Source organism: Mycobacteroides salmoniphilum, from assembly GCF_004924335.1.
In the GTDB taxonomy this organism is placed as follows: domain Bacteria; phylum Actinomycetota; class Actinomycetes; order Mycobacteriales; family Mycobacteriaceae; genus Mycobacterium; species Mycobacterium salmoniphilum.
Genome location: NZ_CP024633.1, coordinates 866,013 through 887,610, shown reverse-complemented (window position 1 = coordinate 887,610; position 21,598 = coordinate 866,013). Strand labels below are relative to the sequence as shown.

Genomic DNA, 21,598 nt, shown 5'->3' with positions numbered 1-21,598 from the left:
GGTAAACGGCGTATCGACCTCGGCCGTCGCACGCCCCTCAGCTGGCAACTTACGTTGTCTCTGCGCTTGAGGTTTCGCCGCTCGAACAGCCGACAACCACTCGACTTGCGATGACCGCAGGGCGCTGTCAGACCCCTATGGCACCGTCACCCCCATGGTCCAACCTATCCTCGTACCGACCAAACTGTCAGCCGTCTGTTGGGTCGACGGCGGGGCAATTTTCGGATAAATTCGTGCAGTGCCGAGAGTAAACGATCAGATCAGGGTCATAGACGGGTTCTGTGGAGCCGGCGGACTGTCCCAAGGAATGCTTCAAGCTGGGCTTTCCGTGGCGGCAGGATTCGATATCGATCCCCTCTGCCGATACCCCTTCGAAGAGAACATCGGCGGGGTGTTCATGGAAGCTGACATCGAGTCGATCAAGGGAACAGATCTTCAAAAGTACTGGGGCAAATCGAAGTACCGCGTGTTGGTGGGTTGCGCCCCATGCCAGCCTTTCAGTGCGCACCGACGCGGGGCAGATCCCACCAAAGACAAACGCTGGCCGTTGCTCGACGAATTCAAACGCCTTATCGCCGAATCACTTCCAGATATCGTATCCATGGAGAATGTCCCACGAATCGAGACAACAGAAGTATTCAAGCGCTTTGTCGCCGAACTGGAAGAGTTGGAATACTTCGTCGACTACCGAGTCTGCTACGCACCGGACTTCGGACTCCCTCAGCGCCGCCGCCGTATGGTGCTGCTGGCATCCCGACTAGGACCAATCACAGTCCCGACAGGAAACCAAAAGAACTACAAGACCGTTCGGCAAACCATCGAAAAACTACCGCCCCTGATTTCCGGCCAAACAGATACCAAAGACCCCCTACACAAGGCCCGGAACCTCACGGACATCAACCTTCGACGCATCCAAGCATCCAAGCCGGGAGGGACATGGCGTGACTGGCCCAAGGATTTGCGATCCGCCTGCCACCAGAAGGACACCGGCGCCTCTTTCCAGAGTGTTTACGCCCGCATGTGCTGGGATGAGCCAGCACCTACCATCACCACCCAAGCCTTCAACTTCGGAACTGGCCGCTTCGGACACCCTGAACAGGATCGCTCACTAACATTGCGCGAGGCCGCAATGCTCCAGGGCTTCCCCCGTAACTACCGATTCCAACGCCGGGATCAGCCCATCTACTTCACCTCACTAGGCCGACTGATAGGAAACGCTGTACCGCCGCCACTGGGCAAGGCCATAGGAAAGCAAATAAGACGACATATCACCGAAATCGAAAACCCACAGTAATTTTGAAGCCTCGCTTCAAGATTGGCATCCGGCGGCACGTCTCGCCGTTGCGAGGGCAGCTACACCAAATACTCAAAGCACCAGGGCAATCCATCTCAGGAACGCGAAGAGTGGAAATCCGCGCATTGGTCAACATCAATTGTTGACAGAATCAAGGGCCGTCAAGTGAATTAAGTACTTGCGTGAGGCTGTTCAAGTCCTTGTTCTTTTGGATATAATCGTTATACTGCGCCTCTGCTTTATGAATAAGCTCCTGATATCGAAATACGCGACCACTGATCTCTGCCAGCCTCGTCCGACTATAGTCGTCTGATAGTTTTGCTGGTGGAACTTTCTTTGTCGTCGGTTTCTCACCGACAATGAAGATTAGCTCATAAGGCTCATCGGAGCGTCCCGTTTCTTCGAGAATTTTCGATAGCGCGCTGACGTACATCAAACCTTGGTCGTAAAGGTCGTCAACATCGGGCTTGATATGGGGACGTTTTAGTTCAATTATCACGTGGCGGTTTTGGACGTTGCAATAACGCAGATCTATACGCTTCAACGCGTCCTCGTCTGGACGTGCAGCTCCGAATTTTTCTGCCATTTCGAAAACACGCTCTTCCATCTCTACATCTTGTTGAATCCGATCCCAGGCAGGGTCCAGAAGCCACAAATTCTGATGCAGCTTGTCCTGCAGAGTCTTCTCCAAGACATTGATACCGACGTCGTTCTTGAAGCTTTGAACAGTCTCCACACGAGCTCGAATTAGATCCAGATACATGGCCGATTCGTAGTCGTCCAGGGTCGCAAGCGCGTGAAGAATATTCTCGCTGTGCAAAGTTGAGAGTTGTTCCAGCTCGGCTAAATCCTCACGTAGAGCTATTCGCTGGAATGCGATGATCCCAGATTTGAAGAGTCGGTTCCGATCTTCTTGCTGATCCGTACTCTCCGGAATTGACAACGATTCAATCGTCCCCATCAGTTGGGCTGCGGAGTCGCGCTGATACTTCGGCAACGACTCGATCCAGCCTCGGATAGGCGCATTGTTCGCTAGGATCTCCTTGGCCTTCTTCTTGGGGCGAAGTTTCGACCACTCATCTGACGTCTTGAGTAAGACCTCACGTAAGAACTTCCCCAATGCAAGTACACGCGGATCGTCTTCCATGAGCCGCTGGCGATCGCTTGTCGCAATGTCATCATTTTCGGCCGTGTCTAGAAAGTCCCCACGAATCTGCCCTGTCACATAGCTGACGAACATGCGATTGAAGTCGAGACGATCAATGATGCCCTCTTGGATTGGGCGACCACGGGCGAGCACCATAATGTTGCCAACTGATCCAGCATCTGAGTCTTCAACAAGTTGGCTAGGACGTTTGGTTGTCCCAAACCATCCCGTGAGTTGCCATGATTCGGTATCGCTAACGTCTCCCCGGATCACCCTTCGCTGCACGTCGTCGGCCAGACTTGTCGCCGGAATTTTCTGTTCGCCGAACTCCCATAGAAATTCAAGCTTCTTAAGCTCTACGCGATCATCAAAAGTGATCAGATCTCCATTCATAGCCACATAGAAGGTCCGCGGTAGTTGGTTCTTTTTATCAGACTTTCGCAGTTGATTCAGATACTCGTTGACAGCATCAACATCAACAGGTTCGGACTCTAATGGCGGAGGGGTCAATGTCAAGACGTCAAAGCGACGCGCGATCCGTTTCCGTACGGCATTCAAGGTAATGTCAATGCGCTTACGGCGCAGGTTCGTTAGGCGGATGACAGTGCCGTGACCCTTCAGCGAGTCGATAGGAGGGATTTCCTTCGGACTGTATTTCTCATCCTTTTCGATCTTCTCCTTAAGATCCTCCACCTCGATCTTAAATGCGTTCTGAGACCCGCCCTTGGCTGAATAGACCTCGACAGTGTCAGCGATAGAGAAGACAGAAAGTTTGCCGATCCCTTTTCTACCCATATAGAGGCGTTTGTACTGATAGCTCCTATCGCCCTCGTTGGCGCGCTTTGGGTATCCAACGGTGAGGAACTTATCGTTAAGGTCCTCGCGGGACATCCCGTGGCCGTCGTCTCGTATCTCGACGCAGGGTTCTTCACCCTCGGTTTGCCAAGACACCTGTACCAGGTTGGCATCTGCATCCCAACCGTTAGCGACAAGCTCGGCCAGAACTGCCGCCGCATTGCTGTACAGGTTGATGCCCAGTGCCTCGAACACCGACATGCTGATTTTCATCTCGTAGGTGTTGGACCCATCCTGTGGTGTTTCGCTCACTCGATCTCCCCTCGCACGCTGACACCCGGAGCGCACCCTATGGCCATGGTTCGGCAAGACTACGTCAGCAGACACCCAAAAGTCGCCCAATCAGACAGGGATGGTAGCTGAGCAGATGCGTGGCCTGGTTTGACGAATGAAGCCCAGGCGACAAGAGCACTCAAGCCAGTTGCGAGAGCACGCTCTATGGAACGCGTTTTGGTTTGCCGGCTACGCCTAGTCGAGTTTCTCGAACGTTTCCGCCGTATAAGTAGTTTTGGTGTTGCCACCTGGGGAGGTCTCGATTTTCATGATGGCGGTGATCCGTACACGGTCTCCGACGGCCAGTCCGCGAGTTTGACTGGGGTCAATGCGTCCAAGCTTCACTGTGACGGTGTCGTTGTCAGTGCCTGCGCGTTGGATCAGCCACGAACTAACAGCACTAACGGTGAGGTATTCGCCGATGATTTCGACGGATTGTTCGTCTAGGTTGGCATGTTCGACGGTGGCGGCCATGTAAGCGGCGGCGGCGGCGGTCACAGTGACGCGGCGGGTGGCGCAGGCGGGTTGACGCCAGGTGATATCGACGTCGAATTGGGCGCGATCAAGGGTTTTGGCGAGGTCACGCACGGCCGACGCGGTGCGTGGCCCCATGTCGCCGAGTCGGCGCACAAAAGTCGAGTCCTGCGGTGCAGCACCGATGTCGTTGCCAGCAGTGAAAACCTCGATCGCGGCGGCGACAGCGGTGTCGAGCATCTGGTCGTCGGTTTCGAGTTCGGCGAACATGCCTACTTTTCCGCCGGCGTGCCCTGTTTCGGCGATGGGCGACGTGCGGGGCGTGACGGTCAAGATGATGGAGCCGGGGCCGGGTGCAGCGGTCAGCAGCAGATCGGTGCGGCGTTTGACGTCCGCGTTGGGTTGGCGTCCAAGAGTTTTGTCGCCTTGATGAGCCGCGCCAACGGCTGTGGCCAGGCGTTGAAATCCCGTCATGATCCGGGCGACGTCGTTGACGCGGGCAGAGGAACCGGTAACGCCGTCGCCGGTGATTCGGATGTTGCCTCGGGAAGCGAGGGTGCGACCTAACGGGTCGGCGGCAATCAGGGCTTCGATGCCGATACGCGCCAGATCATCGGGGGTACTCCAGTCCGGCACCTGTGTATCTGCATTGGGGCCAGTCATCGCGGCGACGATCGCAGCCTGCATACGGTCGAGTTCCTCGCTAGGAGTAGCCATCGATAATCACCTCCAAATAGCCACGTCGGGGCAGCGCGTCGATACGGGTACGGATCGCGCCCGCCGGTCTCGAGGCGACGCGTTGCAGCAAATCATCGACCATGCCGCGACGTTGTAGATATGGGGCATAGTAATCGTCGGGGTCCTGTGGGTCGGGCTGACAGTGCCAGGGCACTAGTTGAGTGTCCACCTGGACACCGACAATCCTGCGCACTTCTCCAGGCATAGCGAACGCACGCAGTAGCGGCCCGCTGACCGAATCAAGGCGTGCCTTCCCAAGTTCCAGGTCTTCGACCCAGTACAGGCACTGCACCGGCTGCGGCTGGGCCGCATCCGACAGGAACGTGCCGTGCAACCACACGGCGTTGATGGGCACGTGTTGGCCGAGCAGGTTCGTGGCCAGTTCCCAGTGGTTCCACAATTGAGTGCGGCGCTCGCCGCGTCCATGTACGAATCGGGCATGTACTTCGTCGCGAGTGGCCCCGTACCGTCCGGCTGGTAACAGACCGTGCTCGGAACTCAACTCGGGTATCAACGATCCACCTCCCCCTGGTTGTTCACCATCGCGGGAATAACGCTACGGCGCGACCGCTATCAGCGCCGCCGAATCCATAGGCGGCCATTGCTGTTCATGATCTGCACTGTTGTCACCGTCGGCCGCGGCAAATACCGCCGCGGTCACCTCGTCGATCACCTGTACGGCACAGCGACCTGTTTCCAACAGTGCGACCGCATCGTCGTCGGCGACAGCCGTGGCAAGTTGTTCTCGGACGGCCAGAAGTTTGGAGAAGTCCACTCCATCGACACGATTCACTGGAACCTGGTCGCCGACGAAGGCGCGAAGCAATTGGTCGATCGCTTTGCGCTGCGGCGTGGTCATCCTTTGAGCTTCAGCTGGCGGCTCGTATCGATCGGCCATCGGTGGGCGTACCCCTGCCGCGGCGAAGGCAACCGTCTCAGGCACCTCTGCCAGGTAGGCGATCGCACGAATCGATGTATCCGAAGGGCGCGACGCATAAGTGCCTTGCCGCAGCCGGTTCAAGGTCGCGTGAGACACCTCATGTCCGCCGCGTTGGGCGATCTCCGCTAATCGCCGCCCGGACGCCCCATCGTGGCGTCGCACCGCCGACTCGATCAACTCGACCAACGATCTGCTGGTTGCGCCCATGGCCCACCTGTCCGTGTCAGTCCCAGTTCGGCGCGTATGCGCCTGCGCTACCCATTGTTCCGACACTTGTAACGTGAGTCAAGCGCAACCCGCCGATGCAAATGCGCGGCAATGTCACTCAAGGTTTGTAACGTGCCACACGTGTCACGAGTCAATAGATGTCGGTCGCGTAGCTCGATCGACATGTCGTGCGGATCGGGCGCTCTGTCGCGCCGACGTCCGGGGCCACAGCGGTCGACTGAGCGTGTGTTCGAGGTGCGCGAGCGTCCCGATATCGCAGAGGACCGTGCCGGCCAGGATGCGCCCGATCGTGGTGTGAGACACCCCGCTAGCCAGCGCAAGTGGCCGTTGACCAGTTCCCGTTTCGATCATCGCCGCCCGCAACGCTCTCGCCACGTGCTGCGCGACAGCAGCTGCCGGTGGCGCGTCGGCCACCAACTGTCCATCTGGCCATATGCCAGCGGACACGTACTCGGCGGGTGGTCGAACGCCATGGCTGCGCGACACCACCTGACGATAACGCCCGAAGCGGCACTCGACAGCCCGTCCGCGGGTGACCCGTACCATGCTGGTGCATTTACGCACCAGCATGGCGGAAGGATCACCGATGGACCAGCACCACACACGGGATGTGTGCGATGAGCAGCGCACAGCTAGAGCTGCTGCTGCCGTGGGGGCCGGCCATGGCTGAGAACAGCGTGGCCACCACCGTTGACCTCGTCGTCGCGGACTGGGCGCTCGACGGCGCCATGTCGACACAGACACTCGACAAATTCACGCTGCTCGCCCGTCGGTTCATTCGCTTCGCCGCGGCGCACGATGTCACCACGCTCGACGCGATTGACCACGGTTTAGTGACGAAATTCGTTGCGGCCAAGGGCCGCTCCCGTCACGGCATGGTGGCACCGGCAGCGATAGCCACGATGCACAACCGCCGCGCAGCCTTGCGCGCATACTTTCGCACCGCCCGCCGACTCGGACTGGTCTTGCATGATCCGACCGCAGATATCGACGTGCCGGACCGGCAAGCCGCCGCGCTGCGGCCACTCACCGACAATGAGGCGGTGCTGGTCCGGCTCTTCTGCGAACACGGCACACCCACCCGGCATGCCGCTACAACCGCACTGCTGCTGGCTGGTGCGCATACGAGCGAGCTCGGCCATATCCGCATCAGTGATGTCGATGTCGACGCGCGTACGGTATGGGCGCGCGGCTCGACCAAGCACCGTGCCCGGCGCCTGGCCTTGGACACTTGGGCGCGCCGGGTCATCGACCAACGGATCGCGCACCTGACCGAACACGGTGCCACTGGCGAGACGATCGTTTGCACCGGCTCAGACGGCTCCGACGCGCAACGTCAGGCCCGGGTGTGTGTCACTGTCCGCGATGTCCTGACCCGCGCCGGCTTAAGCGCCACCACCGGGATTAAGCCGTCCTCGCTGACCGCATATGCGGCCCGGCAAGTCTTCGAGGAGACCGGTCGAATCGAGTTGGCGGCCAAGCTGATCGGCTCGGGATCACTCGATGGCACTGCGGCACTTATCGGTTACCAGTGGCGCCAGGACGACTGACCACACATGTCCCTGCCGCCGCACCGCCGTCGTCGCACCACCTATGGTGCTGGCCGGATCGACCAGTGGCGCCGTCAGCAGCTTCAAATCCCGGGTGATCACACCCTGGTAGAGATCGAGAAGGTCCACGCGATCGCCTCCGACCCAGCGCAATACACCATCGCCGACCGCATTCCCGATCGTGAACCAGGCACGCCCGGGCGGCCACCGATGTATCCCAACTGGGTTCACATCCTGCACACCTCCCTGCACGGCGCGTTCGGCTCGGCCAATGCCGCAAGCCGGATCATGAACAACCCCGACTACTGGGACATCATCTGCGAACACGCCACCGACCACGGCAAGAGCGCACGGCCCGAACCGCCCAGACGCCACCATCACACCTACGCCCAGCCCAAGCTCGACCGGCATATCGAGCAACTGCAAGACGGCCTGCGCGAGACCGGAGCGGAATTGGCCCGCCGCCTTGGCTGCCTGAACCCCGACAAGCGGGTATCGCACGCCGACCCCGCCCGCGGCCAGTTCGTCGTCGGGGACGGCACCGTCGTGCCACCTCCATTCCGCAAGAAAACCGTCGAGAAACTCACCGCTGAGGGCCGCTGCCGGATCGTCGCTCACAACGAAGTCCAAAACGGTGACGGTGCACCAGAATTCCGCTACGGAGCCAAGTTCGCCACCCTGTCCACCCGGCCAGACAACACCCGAAATCTGCGCGCTATCCTCGGCACCGAACCCGTCCCGCACGGCAAAGGCTACAAAGGCGAAGCCGGCATCGCGATAAAGATGCTCGACAAAGTCATCGCCCACCCAGACCTGCGCGTCGACGGAATCTGCTACGACGGAGCCTTTCGTGGCACACACATCGACCACGCCATGAAGCAGGGCCTGACCGTCCTCGTGCCGACACACGCTGGCACTGCCAAGCCCACCTTCTTCACCCAAATCAACTGCACATGCCGCGATACCCACGCCATCTGGACCGTCGACGGTCGCCTGCACGAACGCAGCATCATCGACACCGGCGAAATGGCCTACGAACCACTCCCGGTCGCCAAGATCTACCCGCGCCGCAACCAAGGCGGTACCCACCGCTGGTACATCGACTTCGCCACCACGTGCGGCACCGTCCAGTCCGGTCGCATCGACAACACCGATAAGGACCTCAAGACGGGCTACAACCGTGCCGAACACCTGCGCCAACACACCAAAACCGAAAGCAGCCACGGCGTCTATGACCGCTGCTACGGCTGGCGCGAAGACGCCGAATCACTCAACAACACTCTCGACCGCACCCTCTACGGCGGGCGCATTACCGCGCACAGCCCCACGCGCCAACACGCTGTCATGATCGGATTCGCCCTGGGCCGCAATGCGATCGCCCACTATCTACATCGGCGCAGTCAAAAAACCAGCATGGCCTAACCAGGGACGCGTCTACCCACTGATTAGTCACACGCGTCCCACGGGACTCGACGAGCCCCGTGAGCAACATCGGAAACGCCCTCGACTCGCTACCAACCGACGTTCGGAGCAGGTCCGCCGACCCGCTAGAGTTTTAGACACCTATTCACATAGGTCCCCCGCCCTCGTAGCTCAGGGGATAGAGCACGGCTCTCCTAAAGCCGGTGTCGCAGGTTCGAATCCTGCCGAGGGCACAAAGATTGCAGTTCAGAGATGTTTCTGAGGTAGCCAGCTAATCCGCATGGTCTCAAACTCCTCACTTTCCCCATACATTGCCCTACTTCCTGGCCTGACCTGCCCATTCCTCCAGCACTGCACCTGCGTCCGGCCCGGTGGTGCAGCGCTGCGCGTAATGCTGCTCGGTCGTCGCCATCTCGGCGTGCCCAAGCTGCCGCTGCGCGGCCTCAATGCCCAAGCCGTCACGAACCGCCGTGGCCACCGAGCGCCTGAAGCTGTGCGGTGTAACCCATCGCAACGCCTCGTGCGGCGCTAGTGCTTCACGCAGCGCTGCGGACATTCGACAACGACACCAGGCCCCCGTCACGGTTGGTCAGGACCGTGGCTGACGGTGTTGTGGACAACGTCTCCCCGACTAGAGCCGTCAGCGCCTCGACGCCGAATTTCGGCAGCAGTGCCGTGATCGGTGGTGCCCCACCCTTGCGGGAATCCTGCCTGTGGATTGGCTTACCCGGCACACGGTCGTGATCCATCACCGTCCCGTTGACCGTCACCACTGGTGGATCCGCAAGCAGATCCGCGTCCTGCCATCTGATCGCCAGCACCTCCCCTGGCCGGGCACCGGTCGCGGCCAACAACTCCACGAACGCCGGCAGCATCACACCCCTTGGAGGGCCCGATCGACCCGACGGAGTCGCGTATGCCCCCACGGCCCGCCGCACCTGCTCAAGCTCCACAGCGGTCAGCGCGCGCACTGGCCTACGTTCACCCCGCGGCGCTGATTGCGCCTCACGAATCGGATTGTGGTGCAACACGTCGAAGCGGACCGCCATCGAAAACATGCCAACGAGGATTGTCCGCAGGAGCGATGACTGCCGCGCGGGAGCGGTCTTCAAATGCGCATCAGCTCTGCTGGTCGTCAGCTCTGTGATACGCAGCGCCCAAGCTGTTCAGAACCGTGGCCGCGCCATACCCGGCGATACTGCTCCTCTGATTGAGGGCTCAGCGAGCCTTGCGCGACTTTGTCGGCAACCCACGCCTCAAATAGGTCATCAAGCGTCGTCTTGCCATTGACTACCCCCGCGCCGGTGCCGGTCGCCAACTCGACAGCGATCCTGGCCGTAAGGTTCCGTCGCACATCCTCCGCAGACTTGCCCGTCGCCTCACGCTCCACACGCCTGCCGGTGTGCAGTCGCAAATACGTTGTGGCGTAGTGCTTCCCATCGCGCCGAGTGCACGTGACCTTGCCATGCTCGCCGGGCGCGAGCCGCTGCCTAGGCATCGCCTTGCCGCTTGCTGGACTTTCGCCGCTGCCAATAGTCGAGCAGGATCCGGTAATCCTTCTGGAAGCACTCAAGGGCCTTGCCGATCGCTGCAGACTCGTCGTTCAGTACTTCCACGTCCGGGTCGCGGCCACCCAGCTGATAAAGAATGATCTGACGTTCGTCGATTTTCTCTGCAATTTCAAAGAGATGCAAAGGAGCATGCAGAGATTCGTCAGAGGTGACACCTTCGGGAACATGACCCTTGGCGCCGATGAACCACCCTTACCCCACCAGCCCAGAGACGGACTTGCCGGGTAAGACTTCCACACTCGCGTCATCCGGAAACAGCAATGACGCTGGCGGTACACAATGCGCTGCGGCGAGCGATAACAACTCACTGATATCGAGCGTCTGCTTGCGTCCCGTCTCCAGATCTGAGATCACGGCCCCCTCATCACCGCCATACCCTTGGGTTACGCCTACTGTTCAATCTGTGGAACCAGCGACAATTATTTCGGGCGCCAAGGCGTTCGGTGCTGCCGTGTCGTACCTTCATCGTGCTGCAACACCTAGCCGAAATGTCACGATCACCGTTCGCGAGTGGTCGCCGACTTATTCGCTCTTTGTGCCCAATGTCATTGACATACAAGAGTGCTCGCCGCCTAACCCGGATGAGATCGTGCATCAAACGAGCGCTGCGGCCAGGTGGATCAAGCAGCGTCAGGCACTGCCAATTGGACTCGGAGAGTTCCTCTTGGTTGTTCAGGCGAAGGGAACCACATCCGCTGTGATCGACGGCATTACCGTGAATGCGAGAGAAGCAGAGGCGGTGCCCGGCGTAGCCCTACGCCAGGCACTTGCGGGACCAATACGTGCACTGTCCCTCGAAGCCGATCTGGACGCGAATCGGGTTTGGTGTATCGACTCCCGCCAGATCGGGAGCGAAGTCGAAGTGGACACACTTTTCAGCGTCTCGTCCGGAGATCCCCTCGTGTTCAGGGTATCTGGCCGAGCGACTACAAGGGCGATGCTATGGAACCTGGAGATTTCGATGGTTATCGATGGGAAACCAACCCTGTGGCGGGAACCCGACTTTGAATGGATCACCATTCCCTACGACTACATCGGAGTTAAACGCAACTACGCACCGTCACACAACAGGTGGACAGAGGTGGACTAGGCGCGACCAGCGCTGGTTGAGCCGTGAGTTCCTTTCCCCACACCATTTTTAGAACTGCTGCCCGACGACCTGTCGGACCCCAGGTCTAACGTCCGGTCCGAGGTCAAGCTCCACGTCAACAAGCTCACCACCGGCCAGACAGTCTGCACGGTCATGCACAACTGGGGCCGCGCGGGGTCTGGACCGAGACCATCACCGGCGACCTGCGCGAGGGCAAGGAGTACGCCCGGTTCCAGGTCGAGCCTGGGCCTAGAGGTCCGCGTCCGGTTCATGGACGGCGAACTGATCGCTGAGACCCGAGCCCGCGGTGAGGTGTACATCATCCGGGCCACCCCACCGCCATGGCAGTACCGGCGCGGCTGGTTGAGGGGTGCAGCCCCCCTTGTGGCGGGCATTTGGATTACACATTCAGCGTATCCACAGCCACTTCCCAGCTACTCGCTTCGCGCGGCTCTCCAGCGAGCAGCCATGTAGTGTCCGGGCTATCTGACCGGAGCGTGCGAGGGGTTAACTATGGGCACTGAGGGTTCATCGGGCGAGGTATTGCAGCTAACCCCCGAACGTGTGTATGCCCTGGCGAATCAGATCACGTCAGCGACGCAGGGTTTCAAAGGGCAGCTCAGCCAGGTCGATGACGAGGTCCGCACGCTCCTTGGGGCCGGATGGAAGGGCGACCCGGGTAGCCAGTTTCACAATGCGTTCGCCGACTGGCACGAAGGCGCATCGGACGTCGTAGACGGAATGACGCTGCTGGCGTCCAAGGTCCATGAAGTTGCGGCCACTTTGCACCGGGCCAGCGGACACCTCTGAGAAGGGAATCGAAATGGGCGGCGATAACAGCTTCCACGTCGATCCAGCGGCATTGGCGTCGGTAATCGAGATCCTCGACAAATTCGAGAGGTCGACGGAGCAATTCATCGGCGACGTGGACCAGCGGGTCAACGATATGCATATCGACTGGAAAGGCGCGGCAGCCGCGGGGCACCTTGAGGCCCAAAAGAAGTGGGCAGTCGGGGCCGCAGAGATGCGTCAAGCTGTCGCCGAATTGCGCAAGATCACCCACGGCGCGCATGGAAACTACACCGCCGCAATCAACACGAACTCCTCGATGTGGAAACGCGGGTGAGTTGTGGTCACCGTTGACCCCGCGGTACTCGATGCCGCCGGCGGCGCGACGGTTTCCGCGAGCACCACTTTCACCACGGCGGTGCAGAATGCGCTCAACGCGCTTTCCGCTTCAGGTGGGATGAACGGTACCGACCCTGCTGGGTTGGTGGTTGGTGAGAAGTACGACGATGCCGCCTCGGCGGTGGTGGTGGCCCTGGTGGACACCGGCAACGGCACCAGCCGCATCGGTGACCTATTGAAGATGAGCGCCTATAACTACGCCATCGCCAACCACTACTCGGCGATCAAACCTGGTGGAGGACCGCCTACCAAACCCACTGCAACCAAACCCATCTCGTCACACGTTCCGCCAAAGGGCGAAGGCAGCCTTTCAGAGGCGCCGTTCGGGTGGGGCTTAATCCAATCCGTGATCGGCATGGTGTGGCCCAACGGCGATATCGGCAAGATGCGGGCAGCAGCCAGCCAGTGGACGGCCATTTCCAATGCCGCCAACACGTTCGACGGCGCCCTAGTCGGGCCAGAGAATCAAGCCAAGGGCCAGGACATCCCCGAAAAGGGCAATGTCAGTACTGGATTCAGCGATTCGGCCAAGGCTGCCGCCGGGATGTCCAAAGCTGCAGGGGATATCGCCAAGCAGCTCAACGCCTACGCCCAGCACGTCGATGATGCCCACACCCATCTAAAGAAGCTGATCGGTGAAGCGCTGCACCTTGCGACTCCTTCCGGACTGTTCCAAGAGGGAATCAGTCTCATCACCGGCAAGGGTGAGCAGCTTCAGAAGATCGCACATGAAGCCCTGCAGGTCTTGCGGGACTTGAAAACTGAGGCCGACGCTGTCGGCCAGTTGCTTGCCCCGATCGTTGCTGCGGTGGAAGCATTCGGGAAAGTCATGGCTGACTGGGCAGGCGCTGAGCTCCAGGACATCGGTGACGACCTCTGCAACGTGGGGGCCGACGTCGTGAACGCCGTCGCGTCCTACGGCAACGCGATGGTCCACCACCCAGGAGATACTGCCGCACTCATCGGTGGGGCCGCGCTCATGGCGCTCGGGTCGGGAGTGGAGGTCGGCGGCGTCGCCCTAGACCTCACGGGGGTCGGCGCCATTGTCGGTGTACCCGCAAACGTCGCAGGAGTCGCCATCATCGGCACCGGCGCTGTAATGTCCACCGCCGCTAGCCTTGATCTCTCGCAAGCCGCCCTCGGTGCAGACGGCGTCACCATCATGCACCAACAAGTACGCGACTCCAGGGGGCGCTACCAAGGGCATGACGCGCCGTCCGCTGACAAGGAAGCTGCTGGCATTAGGTCATACGGGAAGACGAACCCGGATCGCACAGTGGTGCCAAATCAGAGTCAGGCGAAGTTCCCCGAAGGAACCGGACCTACCAAGCCGAACGGTGATCCACGTGTACGCAAGTTCGACGGCTATGACATGCCCAAAGACCCAAAACCAGGAGCGGATGGATATGTAGAGGCAAAGGGCGTAGAGGTTAAGAGCGGAACAGCAGGACTCTCTGGAAATCAGAAAGGTTTCGATCCGCATGTCAGCGCTGAGACGCCCGCCTACGGAACGGCGAAGCTGCCTGACGGTAGCGTAGTTCCAGTCAAGATTACGGACGTTGTAGAGGTGAGGGTGCCGTGAGGTTTGCAATTCAGGATGAGTCCGCGATCATTCCGCTCGGTGAGGAGCCGGGTCGTGCGCCGATGCAGCTTGGTCACCTTATTCGTGGCATCGGCGATGATTCGCTCTTCATCATTCTGTTCAAGTGGCCGGATAACGTTTCAAAGTTCGAGTACGCGGAGCCCGAAGACAACTTCCTTCAATCCACTGGCACGGCAGATGGTTTGACTGTTGAGTGGATGAAGGACGGACGCCTGTTCACTCTTGGGCACCCGAGCGGTGGTACCGAGCCGCTGCAACTTGCCCGTCAGGACGGTACGACCGTCGAGGTCAACAAGAATGAGGTTCTTTCGCCGGACGCCGTCGCTGACCTCTTCATCGAGTACCACAACACCCAGTCCATCGACACCTCAGGCTGGGCACTTCGCGAGATCCCCCTCACCCAAGACACGGCCCCTGATGTACAACCAGCCAGCGGCGGCGCCTCAGCCACGAAAGGCGACACGGCGGCGCAGTCGAGCCCCGCGGCATCGACTAAGCCTGACACTGTGCGGCGCAGCGAGGAATCCTCACTTCCAGAAGAGGGAAAGTTCTCTACTAGCTGACCGGTTCTCACAACTGTGTTCAGAACAGACACGACTCACCGTTTCAGGTCGAGCGTGGCGTCGAGGTGCGGATCCGATTCGTCACCGGCGAACTGATCGCTGAGACCCGAGCCCGCGGCGAGGTGTACGTCATCCGGGCCACCCCACCGCCATGGCAGTACCGGCGCGGCTAGTTCTCCGGGCTACACCGAAAAACCTCCTCAAGGAACCCGTTTGCGGAATCCCGCAACCGCGTCGGGGGCGGGTAGCGGTCACCCCGTACTTTCCCCGTATAAACGTCCGCGACACGCCGCGTACTTGTATGCACCCTTCCGTACCGCATACTCCCGCATTGCCCAGTGCTGCAATACTTTAACGGACTCTGGCGTAACGCCCCAACCCCATGAGCTATAAGCCGGTGTCGCAGGTTCGAATCCTGCCGAGGGCACACAACTGCCAACTGGCGGACCGATCGCACGCAGTCAGCTGCCGCCGAGGCCGCACTATTGCTGTGCCTGCAATACTCAGTTCCACATCCGGAACACTCAGCGCGACTCTTGCCACACAATGAGCCCGTGCCCAGCAACCGAAGACATAGGCCGCGACGCTGTCGAACCCCCGAGCAGGAATACCGGTTCGTCACAGGCGCTCTCGGCCCACGAAACCTGAGGCATTTGAAGGTCACCATCGGGTTGCTGTGTATGTCCATCCTCCCCTTGGGGACCATCGTCAATATGCACCCCCTGGGCCCACAGGGGACCGGGCGCATCATCCACCAATCGCTCATCGCGGTCTCGTTCCTGGTGGGTGTGTGCTGGATGGTCCGCCCGTGGCCAAGCAGACGCTGGGCAATCTCCTTTGTCGTGTGGGCGGACCTCTCATTCGCGGTATCTGCCTGGATGTACGCCGGGCCGATGATGCGACTCGCGCCGATTCTGTACATGAGCACGGTCGGCGTCTTCGCCGCGTTTCTGCTGGGTTGGCGGGTGCTTGGCGTCCACTGTGTCTTCGCGTCAGCCGTGCTCGGCTCGATCACGTTCTGGAACATCCACACCGGCGCGGCGACCTTCCTGGATCAGTTCCTCTACAACGCCCCGGCATTCACCACCGTGGTCCTGCTGCCGATCCTCATCCAGGCGGTAATCGAAGGGGGTAGACGCTCGATCCGGGCCGCTGTCAGGGCCGCCAACCGAGACCCGCTGACCGGCCTGCTCAACCGCCGGGGCGTGCAATCCATGTTTGAGTTCGAGCTGCGCAAGCGGACGGATCCAGCAACGGTTGTCGTGATGGTGGCCGATGTGGACAGGTTCAAAGAGCTCAACGACACCTACGGCCACGAAGCCGGCGACAGAACATTGCAGGCCATCGCGGACACACTGTTCGCAAACACCCGGGACGGCGATATCGCCGCCCGCATCGGCGGTGACGAGTTCATGGTCGTCGCCCTCGTGGACAACCCCGACGATATCGCCGCGATCAACGCGCGAATCCGCAATGCATCGATAACCTCCGGCGCTCCCGAGACGTCCCTGAGCATAGGCATCGCGTGGTCATCCACCGACGAGGAGGATTTCAGCTTCGAATCCCTAGCTCGGGAGGCAGATTTCAGGCTCTACGAAGCAAAACGCGACCGCGCACCGCGCGGATCCACGGCCTGATAAGGACACGTCCCACGCGGCCACTAGCCATCAATGTGATCATCGCTGATTTGATAGCGCCGTTCTAAAGACACGATCCCTACCAGCAACGAGCCCCTGTACATCCACCAATCCGCATAGTCAGGCTCCTTCTTCCGCGACACCATCGAACAGTGATGATCTGCCGCGAACGCGGCCGCAAGACCTTGTCCTTCGTCCCAGTTAGCCACATATACGGATGTATTTCCATCCAGGCCGTAATCCGAGATACACAGCCGATAATACGTGCTCAATTTACTCCTCAGCTCTGAACGTGAGACGTATCGATATACCGAAACTTTGCACATCGAAGTGTTTGGCCCGCGGTCGTAAATTCAACTTACGGAAACGAAAATAGGAATAAGCTTTTGCCGTAATAGGCACCGCGGCACCTTCGGTATTCGTCAGCTGAGCCGACACGGTCGCAATACTCCTTGGAGCACCGCCCGGCACCACATCTCTTTCAATCTGCCACGTGTCTCCAGCCATACGCATATGGGTTCCCCGAGGCATGCGTAACCTGAACGTCAAACCCTCGGGTTCACGTTCGTGAGATAAGTACAGTACGACCGCCATTCCGGGAACCACGGCCGGCAAATGCGCGCCATCAGCACTTAAGGGCGAAATCATAGGGTTGGTCTGCGTCCGCCCCAGCGCTAACGGCGCACCGGATTTCGGAGCCAAATCGCTTAGTACATTACCTTTGACTTCGGCATCACCGATATCAACGGTACTCACTAAACTCGCCGATTGATCTACAGAGTTTTGCAACGGCAGGTGCGCTTGATCGGGATTATCCCAAGCGCTCTCCGTAGCGATATCCGTTGGTAGCAGCGGAGCTATGAAGAAGAATACGACTAATGAAACCCCTAGGAGTAATTTCATCGCCTCAGACCAGTGAAGTGCGGCAGCGCTCCAACCTAGTACTGCATTAATCATAGATGACCGTGCGCCTTCAGGCCGCTTCCTGACATAGCGCTGCGATCGACCATGCAGCTTATTATTCTTGCTATGGCGCACATTCTGCATCCAGCTTTACAGATTAGCGCCATGACTATCCACAAATTGCCAACCGCGTCCATTCAGTGCCACATGAATCTGGGGCATTAATAGAAGTCGGCTCCGGCAGACGATGGACGCGCGGCGGATGCAGATCGGATCCACGCTTCTTGCGAGCCGCGAGGGTCACGCAGAGCGCCAGACCCTCACGGGTTGTTTATTGAGTTCTGGGGAATCTGCTTCAGGGCATAGATGGAAGACGGCGAGTCGCGATTCAGCGCCGATGGCGTATCGACGGGTAGATGACTATCAATAGCGTTCCCGCACCCACGGCGACGGCCGCGAGGATGAGCCCGGAGGCGATTCTCCACGTTGACGCCGAAGCAGTCTTTTGGGCCTCGCTGACTGCATTTTCCTGTTTACGGGCAGCATCACACCACAGCTTACGGAAGGTCTCCACGTCGCCGTTGAGCTGACGCACAACCAGATCGAGAATCTCCCACGACGGCAAGGCTCCCGGCGCGAAGACCTTCGCAACTGTTGTGTGACTGCACCCGATAGCCCGACTGATACTGCGAAAGCTGGGCCGACCGGCCATAAAACGTAGTTCAGTTAGTTCAGCATGTAATGGGTCGACGTGAATGTCAGACATTGTGCGAACATTTCTTCCAAACGTCGCCGTGCGGAACAGCATCTATTGCCATCGTCGTGCTGCCCGGGGCGAATCAACTAACACGGCACTCAAGCCGATCTTGCGGGCCAGGCGAAAATCATCTTCGGTGTTCACGGAAAATCCAATTGTTTTCATGCCAGACTGCCGCGAGCTGAAGCACTCGATAGAGGCAGGGTCCCAGAGCTCGGCGTCAACATGAGACGCGCCCGTGCCCAACGTGAACTTCTCGGTCACGACGACATCGCGATGGAGCTCAAAGCCCGCCCATCTCCCGATATTTGGGACTGGCTCGCATCGATGATTCAGCGCCATGTTCAAAAGCCGCTGACGCGTCATATCACGACTTTCGGCGACTTCTAGGCCACTTCGAGCCGCTAATGCAGTGACTTCCGCATCTGTCGAATAGATAATTGATCGCTCTACAGCTGCTGCTCTGAATAATACTCGGGAAACCGCATCCACTAAGGGCTGAGCTGGCGTCTGCTTCAGATCGAGGAATAGCGGCATATTCGGCGGGATCGTGGTGAGTGCTTCCTCTAGCGTCGGTATCCGGACAGCTTGTCGGCGATAGGGGTTGATATCGCCTTTGATAAAATTCCACGCCGCATTTAGCTCTTTCAATTGCTTTACCGTCTTGGAGTCCACCCGGCCACTACCGTTTGTCAATACCGACAGGTCAACCGGACGGTACAATACCGGTATCCCATCGCTACTGACCTGGACGGTTATCCACATCCCATCCACGCCCGACTTTTCGGCGTTGGTAATTGCCAAGAGTGTGTTCTCTGGATAATCAGCCGTGCCGCCACGGTGCGCAATCAGCATTGGCCTGGAACCCGCATCCGAGGGAATCTCATCGCCGACCGATGGCGCTACTATTTCTGCAAATGTCGCGTGTCCATTTTCATCACTGGGATAATGCCCGCATCCAGTCACTGCCAATGCCGCCACCACAAAACCAGACGTTAATGACCAAGCACCGAGCACTGACAACTCACCTCTTTAACACTGCGCCAGGAATTCACTTGTGGAAAGTGTAGGACACCGGGTGTCATACTGTCAACACCGTGTTTTCGACGTAAGCCTCTTACGCTCACTGATTACTCGGCGCATTGACTTCGCGCTAATGTGGATCGAACGATTGAATGCTGAAACCATTCGGTCCGCAAAGAGACGCTGCCGATTTGCCGGTGGCCGACTATCGTCGCCGCATCGAAACAACCCGTACGTGCAGTACGGCAACGGGTGGCTGAATGCCTTACCAGTAAGGACTTCGCGACACGCAGGAGCGCGCGGAATGTCAGTAAGCACCCTCGCTGCGCACCACCGCGCCGACGGTCCGAGAAATGATGCGGATGTCGAGGCCCATGGACCAGTTGTCGACATACGAAATGTCGTGGCGGATGGACTCGTCGACCGAAAGGTCGTTACGACCGCTCACCTGCCATTGTCCGGTGACACCCGGCTTTACGAGTAGTCGCCGCCGCATGGTCTCGTCGTAGGCGTCGACCTCCCGCTGCACCTGAGGCCGCGGCCCGACAACGCTCATGTCACCGAACAGCACGTTGAAGAACTGGGGAAGCTCATCGAGGCTGTACTTCCGGATGAACGCCCCCACCGGGGTGACGCGCGGGTCTTCCTTCGCCTTGAAGAAGACGGGTGTGCTCCCCGCCGAGTCGATCATCGCCGCGGTATCACGGTCGGCACCCGTGTACATGCTGCGGAACTTGATCATCCGAAACGGCATACCGTCCAAACCAATTCGCTCGGACACGTAGAACACCGGCCCCGTGCTGGTGAGCTTGATGGCCGTCGCAATCGCGATCATCACTGGCGCGGTGGCCATGATGGCGGCGGCCGCGAACGCCATGTCGAATGCTTCCTTGGACATCGAACGCGCACGGCGATAACCCGGGGCCAGCATCTCCAACATGTGGACCCGCTCCAGACCCCGATCGGCTGTCGTCACGGCGGTCTCGTCCACGTCCCCAGGTGAGACCGCGAGCTCAATTCCCAGATCCCCGAGTTCAGAGGCCAGGCGGGAAAGCTCCTTACGCCCAAGGTTATCCGTCATGGCGACGGCGACGATCTGCGCAGATGTCCGCTGCGCCGCCTCGACAACGTGACGGTCATCGCCGACCACCGGCACCCGATGATCGCCCACTTCGATCGCCGGTTCACCGAGCCATCGGTCAGCTCCCGGGGTGCACACGCCGACAACCTCGAAACCACTGCCCCGGTGTCGGCTGAACACGGCGACCATCTCGCGTACGGCGTCGTCGTCGCCCGCCAACAGCACGGAAGTCTTACCCTCCGAGCCCCAAAAACGCCGCAGCACATATCGGGCAAGGAGTATGCCGAGCAATCCCAGCGGTATCTCGATGACGAGATGCCGCATGTCGAGTAGCTCGATGCGTGAGATGAGATAGGTCAGAAGCACGATCGTGAACAGCTGGAACGTGACACTGAAGACCGTCTGCCACTGCTGGAGCACTGCCCGCAGGGCTTTACCGGGCCCCACCGTATGCAGCGATAGCGCAGCAAACCAAATGACCGCGATGCCAATATCCGTAGCCACGTACCAGCCACCCAGGTCCTGCCTCCCGGACAGGAGATGATGCGCCAGCTGGTACGACACCAGGGAGGTGAGCGCGATGGCCACCAAGTCAGCCGCCGGCGCCCATCGTCGGTGCAGGTAGAACAGCCCCCCAGGGCGTGTTTCTACCCTCCGTTGAATTCCGTCACTAACGATGCTCTTCAAAACCATAAGTGCACTTGACCCGTTCGTTCATATCGGCTGATTCATATGGACGATTTCGGCAATTGAGCCCGACCTATTTCCGTGTTGAGATTTCCATAACGAGCAGAAACATTCCACGTGATGACAGTCACGCTACTTCACGCTCTGCAGGGCCACAAATGAAGGTTTTATTGCCGGGAAATAAGAATCATCTAACAAACATCTCCGATCGTGGCTCTTTGCTAATCTTTACGCCAATCACGCAACGCTCACCGGCAAGTAACATTTTCATAACATGGCCAGGTCAAGCTGAGACGAGCAACGTGGAACTCGCCAGCTGTCGCCCACTACAGCGCTACCGCACCCGTTACCCTCTCCGCAGTTGCGGGCAAAACCAGGACATGCTCGGATCCAGCCGTGAATGGGCGCGGCCTCTGCCCTCGGGTTGCGGACCATGCACCACGTGTTGCAGGCTAGAGATGGGTCGGCCGTCTGGCGATGAAAGCTGGGCACATCTAACGTTGGGTGCGCCATAGAATTTCAGATCTGAATGGCATCGCGCTACTCGCGAATGCTATTTGGCCTACTCGGGCAT

The 21,598-nt window shown here is 59.3% G+C and carries 19 protein-coding genes, 1 tRNA gene and 2 pseudogenes; 11 read left to right on the top strand and 11 right to left on the bottom strand.

Annotation, left to right across the window (positions count from 1 at the left end; genetic code table 11):
• The first annotated feature begins 238 nt into the window (after positions 1–238).
• A complete protein-coding gene (locus DSM43276_RS04400; protein ID WP_211196707.1) occupies positions 239–1,294 on the top strand; it encodes a DNA cytosine methyltransferase in 1,056 nt (351 codons plus the stop codon).
• Positions 1,295–1,445: 151 nt separating this feature from the next.
• Here the strand turns inward: DSM43276_RS04400 and DSM43276_RS04395 are convergent, their stop codons facing one another.
• From DSM43276_RS04395 to DSM43276_RS04380, 4 genes are all read right to left on the bottom strand, one after another.
• Positions 1,446–3,548 carry a BbrUII/HgiDII family restriction enzyme gene (locus DSM43276_RS04395; RefSeq protein ID WP_136628990.1) on the bottom strand — a complete coding sequence of 701 codons (2,103 nt, stop codon included), beginning with the start codon at positions 3,546–3,548 and terminating at the stop codon, positions 1,446–1,448.
• 216 nt (positions 3,549–3,764) lie between these two features.
• Positions 3,765–4,760 carry a hypothetical protein gene (locus DSM43276_RS04390; RefSeq protein WP_169053035.1) on the bottom strand — a complete coding sequence of 332 codons (996 nt, stop codon included), beginning with the start codon at positions 4,758–4,760 and terminating at the stop codon, positions 3,765–3,767.
• Positions 4,747–5,295, bottom strand: coding sequence for a DUF6932 family protein (locus tag DSM43276_RS04385; protein WP_078330823.1), 549 nt, complete (start codon positions 5,293–5,295; stop codon positions 4,747–4,749). Before DSM43276_RS04385 ends, DSM43276_RS04390 begins: the two co-directional genes overlap by 14 nt.
• Before the next feature lie 42 nt (positions 5,296–5,337).
• Positions 5,338–5,928, bottom strand: coding sequence for a hypothetical protein (locus DSM43276_RS04380; RefSeq protein ID WP_078330822.1), 591 nt, complete (start codon positions 5,926–5,928; stop codon positions 5,338–5,340).
• A gap of 638 nt (positions 5,929–6,566) precedes the next feature.
• On the opposite strand from DSM43276_RS04380, the gene DSM43276_RS04370 reads away from it, so the two are divergent.
• The 3 genes from DSM43276_RS04370 to DSM43276_RS04355 all read left to right on the top strand — a co-directional run bounded on the left by DSM43276_RS04370 (position 6,567) and on the right by DSM43276_RS04355 (position 9,154).
• On the top strand, positions 6,567–7,499 hold the full coding sequence (locus DSM43276_RS04370) for a tyrosine-type recombinase/integrase (RefSeq protein ID WP_078330821.1): 933 nt from the start codon (positions 6,567–6,569) through the stop codon (positions 7,497–7,499).
• Positions 7,500–7,505: 6 nt separating this feature from the next.
• A complete protein-coding gene (locus DSM43276_RS23750) occupies positions 7,506–8,921 on the top strand; it encodes a hypothetical protein (protein ID WP_234803086.1) in 1,416 nt (471 codons plus the stop codon).
• Positions 8,922–9,081: 160 nt separating this feature from the next.
• Positions 9,082–9,154: transfer RNA gene (locus DSM43276_RS04355), tRNA-Arg, on the top strand.
• 83 nt (positions 9,155–9,237) lie between these two features.
• On the opposite strand, the pseudogene DSM43276_RS04350 reads toward DSM43276_RS04355, so the two are convergent.
• The 3 genes and pseudogenes from DSM43276_RS04350 to DSM43276_RS23520 all read right to left on the bottom strand — a co-directional run bounded on the left by DSM43276_RS04350 (position 9,238) and on the right by DSM43276_RS23520 (position 10,846).
• Positions 9,238–10,419: pseudogene (locus DSM43276_RS04350) on the bottom strand (tyrosine-type recombinase/integrase).
• Positions 10,412–10,615 carry a hypothetical protein gene (locus DSM43276_RS04345; RefSeq protein WP_078330819.1) on the bottom strand — a complete coding sequence of 68 codons (204 nt, stop codon included), beginning with the start codon at positions 10,613–10,615 and terminating at the stop codon, positions 10,412–10,414. Before DSM43276_RS04345 ends, DSM43276_RS04350 begins: the two are co-directional and overlap by 8 nt.
• Before the next feature lie 69 nt (positions 10,616–10,684).
• The gene (locus tag DSM43276_RS23520; RefSeq protein ID WP_157896056.1) at positions 10,685–10,846 is read right to left on the bottom strand and encodes a hypothetical protein; all 162 of its coding nucleotides are present in this window, start codon (positions 10,844–10,846) and stop codon (positions 10,685–10,687) included.
• Positions 10,847–10,895: 49 nt separating this feature from the next.
• Between DSM43276_RS23520 and DSM43276_RS04340 the strand changes: the two genes are divergently transcribed.
• From DSM43276_RS04340 to DSM43276_RS04310, 7 genes and pseudogenes are all read left to right on the top strand, one after another.
• Positions 10,896–11,582: a hypothetical protein gene (locus DSM43276_RS04340; RefSeq protein WP_136628989.1), complete on the top strand. Its 687-nt coding sequence runs from the start codon at positions 10,896–10,898 to the stop codon at positions 11,580–11,582.
• Between the two features lie 153 nt (positions 11,583–11,735).
• A pseudogene (locus DSM43276_RS23970) lies at positions 11,736–11,942 on the top strand (hypothetical protein); the annotation flags it as partial.
• 153 nt (positions 11,943–12,095) lie between these two features.
• On the top strand, positions 12,096–12,392 hold the full coding sequence (locus DSM43276_RS04330) for a WXG100 family type VII secretion target (RefSeq protein WP_078330817.1): 297 nt from the start codon (positions 12,096–12,098) through the stop codon (positions 12,390–12,392).
• 13 nt (positions 12,393–12,405) lie between these two features.
• The gene (locus tag DSM43276_RS04325; protein WP_157896055.1) at positions 12,406–12,708 is read left to right on the top strand and encodes a WXG100 family type VII secretion target; all 303 of its coding nucleotides are present in this window, start codon (positions 12,406–12,408) and stop codon (positions 12,706–12,708) included.
• Between the two features lie 81 nt (positions 12,709–12,789).
• Positions 12,790–14,352, top strand: coding sequence for a hypothetical protein (locus DSM43276_RS04320; protein WP_136628988.1), 1,563 nt, complete (start codon positions 12,790–12,792; stop codon positions 14,350–14,352).
• A complete protein-coding gene (locus tag DSM43276_RS04315) occupies positions 14,349–14,936 on the top strand; it encodes a hypothetical protein (protein ID WP_078330814.1) in 588 nt (195 codons plus the stop codon). Before DSM43276_RS04320 ends, DSM43276_RS04315 begins: the two co-directional genes overlap by 4 nt.
• Before the next feature lie 680 nt (positions 14,937–15,616).
• Positions 15,617–16,573 carry a GGDEF domain-containing protein gene (locus tag DSM43276_RS04310; RefSeq protein WP_078330813.1) on the top strand — a complete coding sequence of 319 codons (957 nt, stop codon included), beginning with the start codon at positions 15,617–15,619 and terminating at the stop codon, positions 16,571–16,573.
• 273 nt (positions 16,574–16,846) lie between these two features.
• On the opposite strand, the gene DSM43276_RS04305 is transcribed toward DSM43276_RS04310, so the two are convergent.
• The 4 genes from DSM43276_RS04305 to DSM43276_RS04290 all read right to left on the bottom strand — a co-directional run bounded on the left by DSM43276_RS04305 (position 16,847) and on the right by DSM43276_RS04290 (position 21,030).
• A complete protein-coding gene (locus tag DSM43276_RS04305; RefSeq protein WP_157896054.1) occupies positions 16,847–17,620 on the bottom strand; it encodes a hypothetical protein in 774 nt (257 codons plus the stop codon).
• A 244-nt stretch (positions 17,621–17,864) separates the two neighbouring features.
• Complete coding sequence (locus DSM43276_RS23680; protein WP_169899977.1) at positions 17,865–18,242, bottom strand: hypothetical protein; 378 nt, start codon at positions 18,240–18,242, stop codon at positions 17,865–17,867.
• A 42-nt stretch (positions 18,243–18,284) separates the two neighbouring features.
• Complete coding sequence (locus DSM43276_RS04295; protein WP_234803088.1) at positions 18,285–19,142, bottom strand: glycerophosphodiester phosphodiesterase family protein; 858 nt, start codon at positions 19,140–19,142, stop codon at positions 18,285–18,287.
• Between the two features lie 421 nt (positions 19,143–19,563).
• Complete coding sequence (locus tag DSM43276_RS04290; RefSeq protein WP_078330810.1) at positions 19,564–21,030, bottom strand: sugar transferase; 1,467 nt, start codon at positions 21,028–21,030, stop codon at positions 19,564–19,566.
• Positions 21,031–21,598 lie beyond the last annotated feature (568 nt).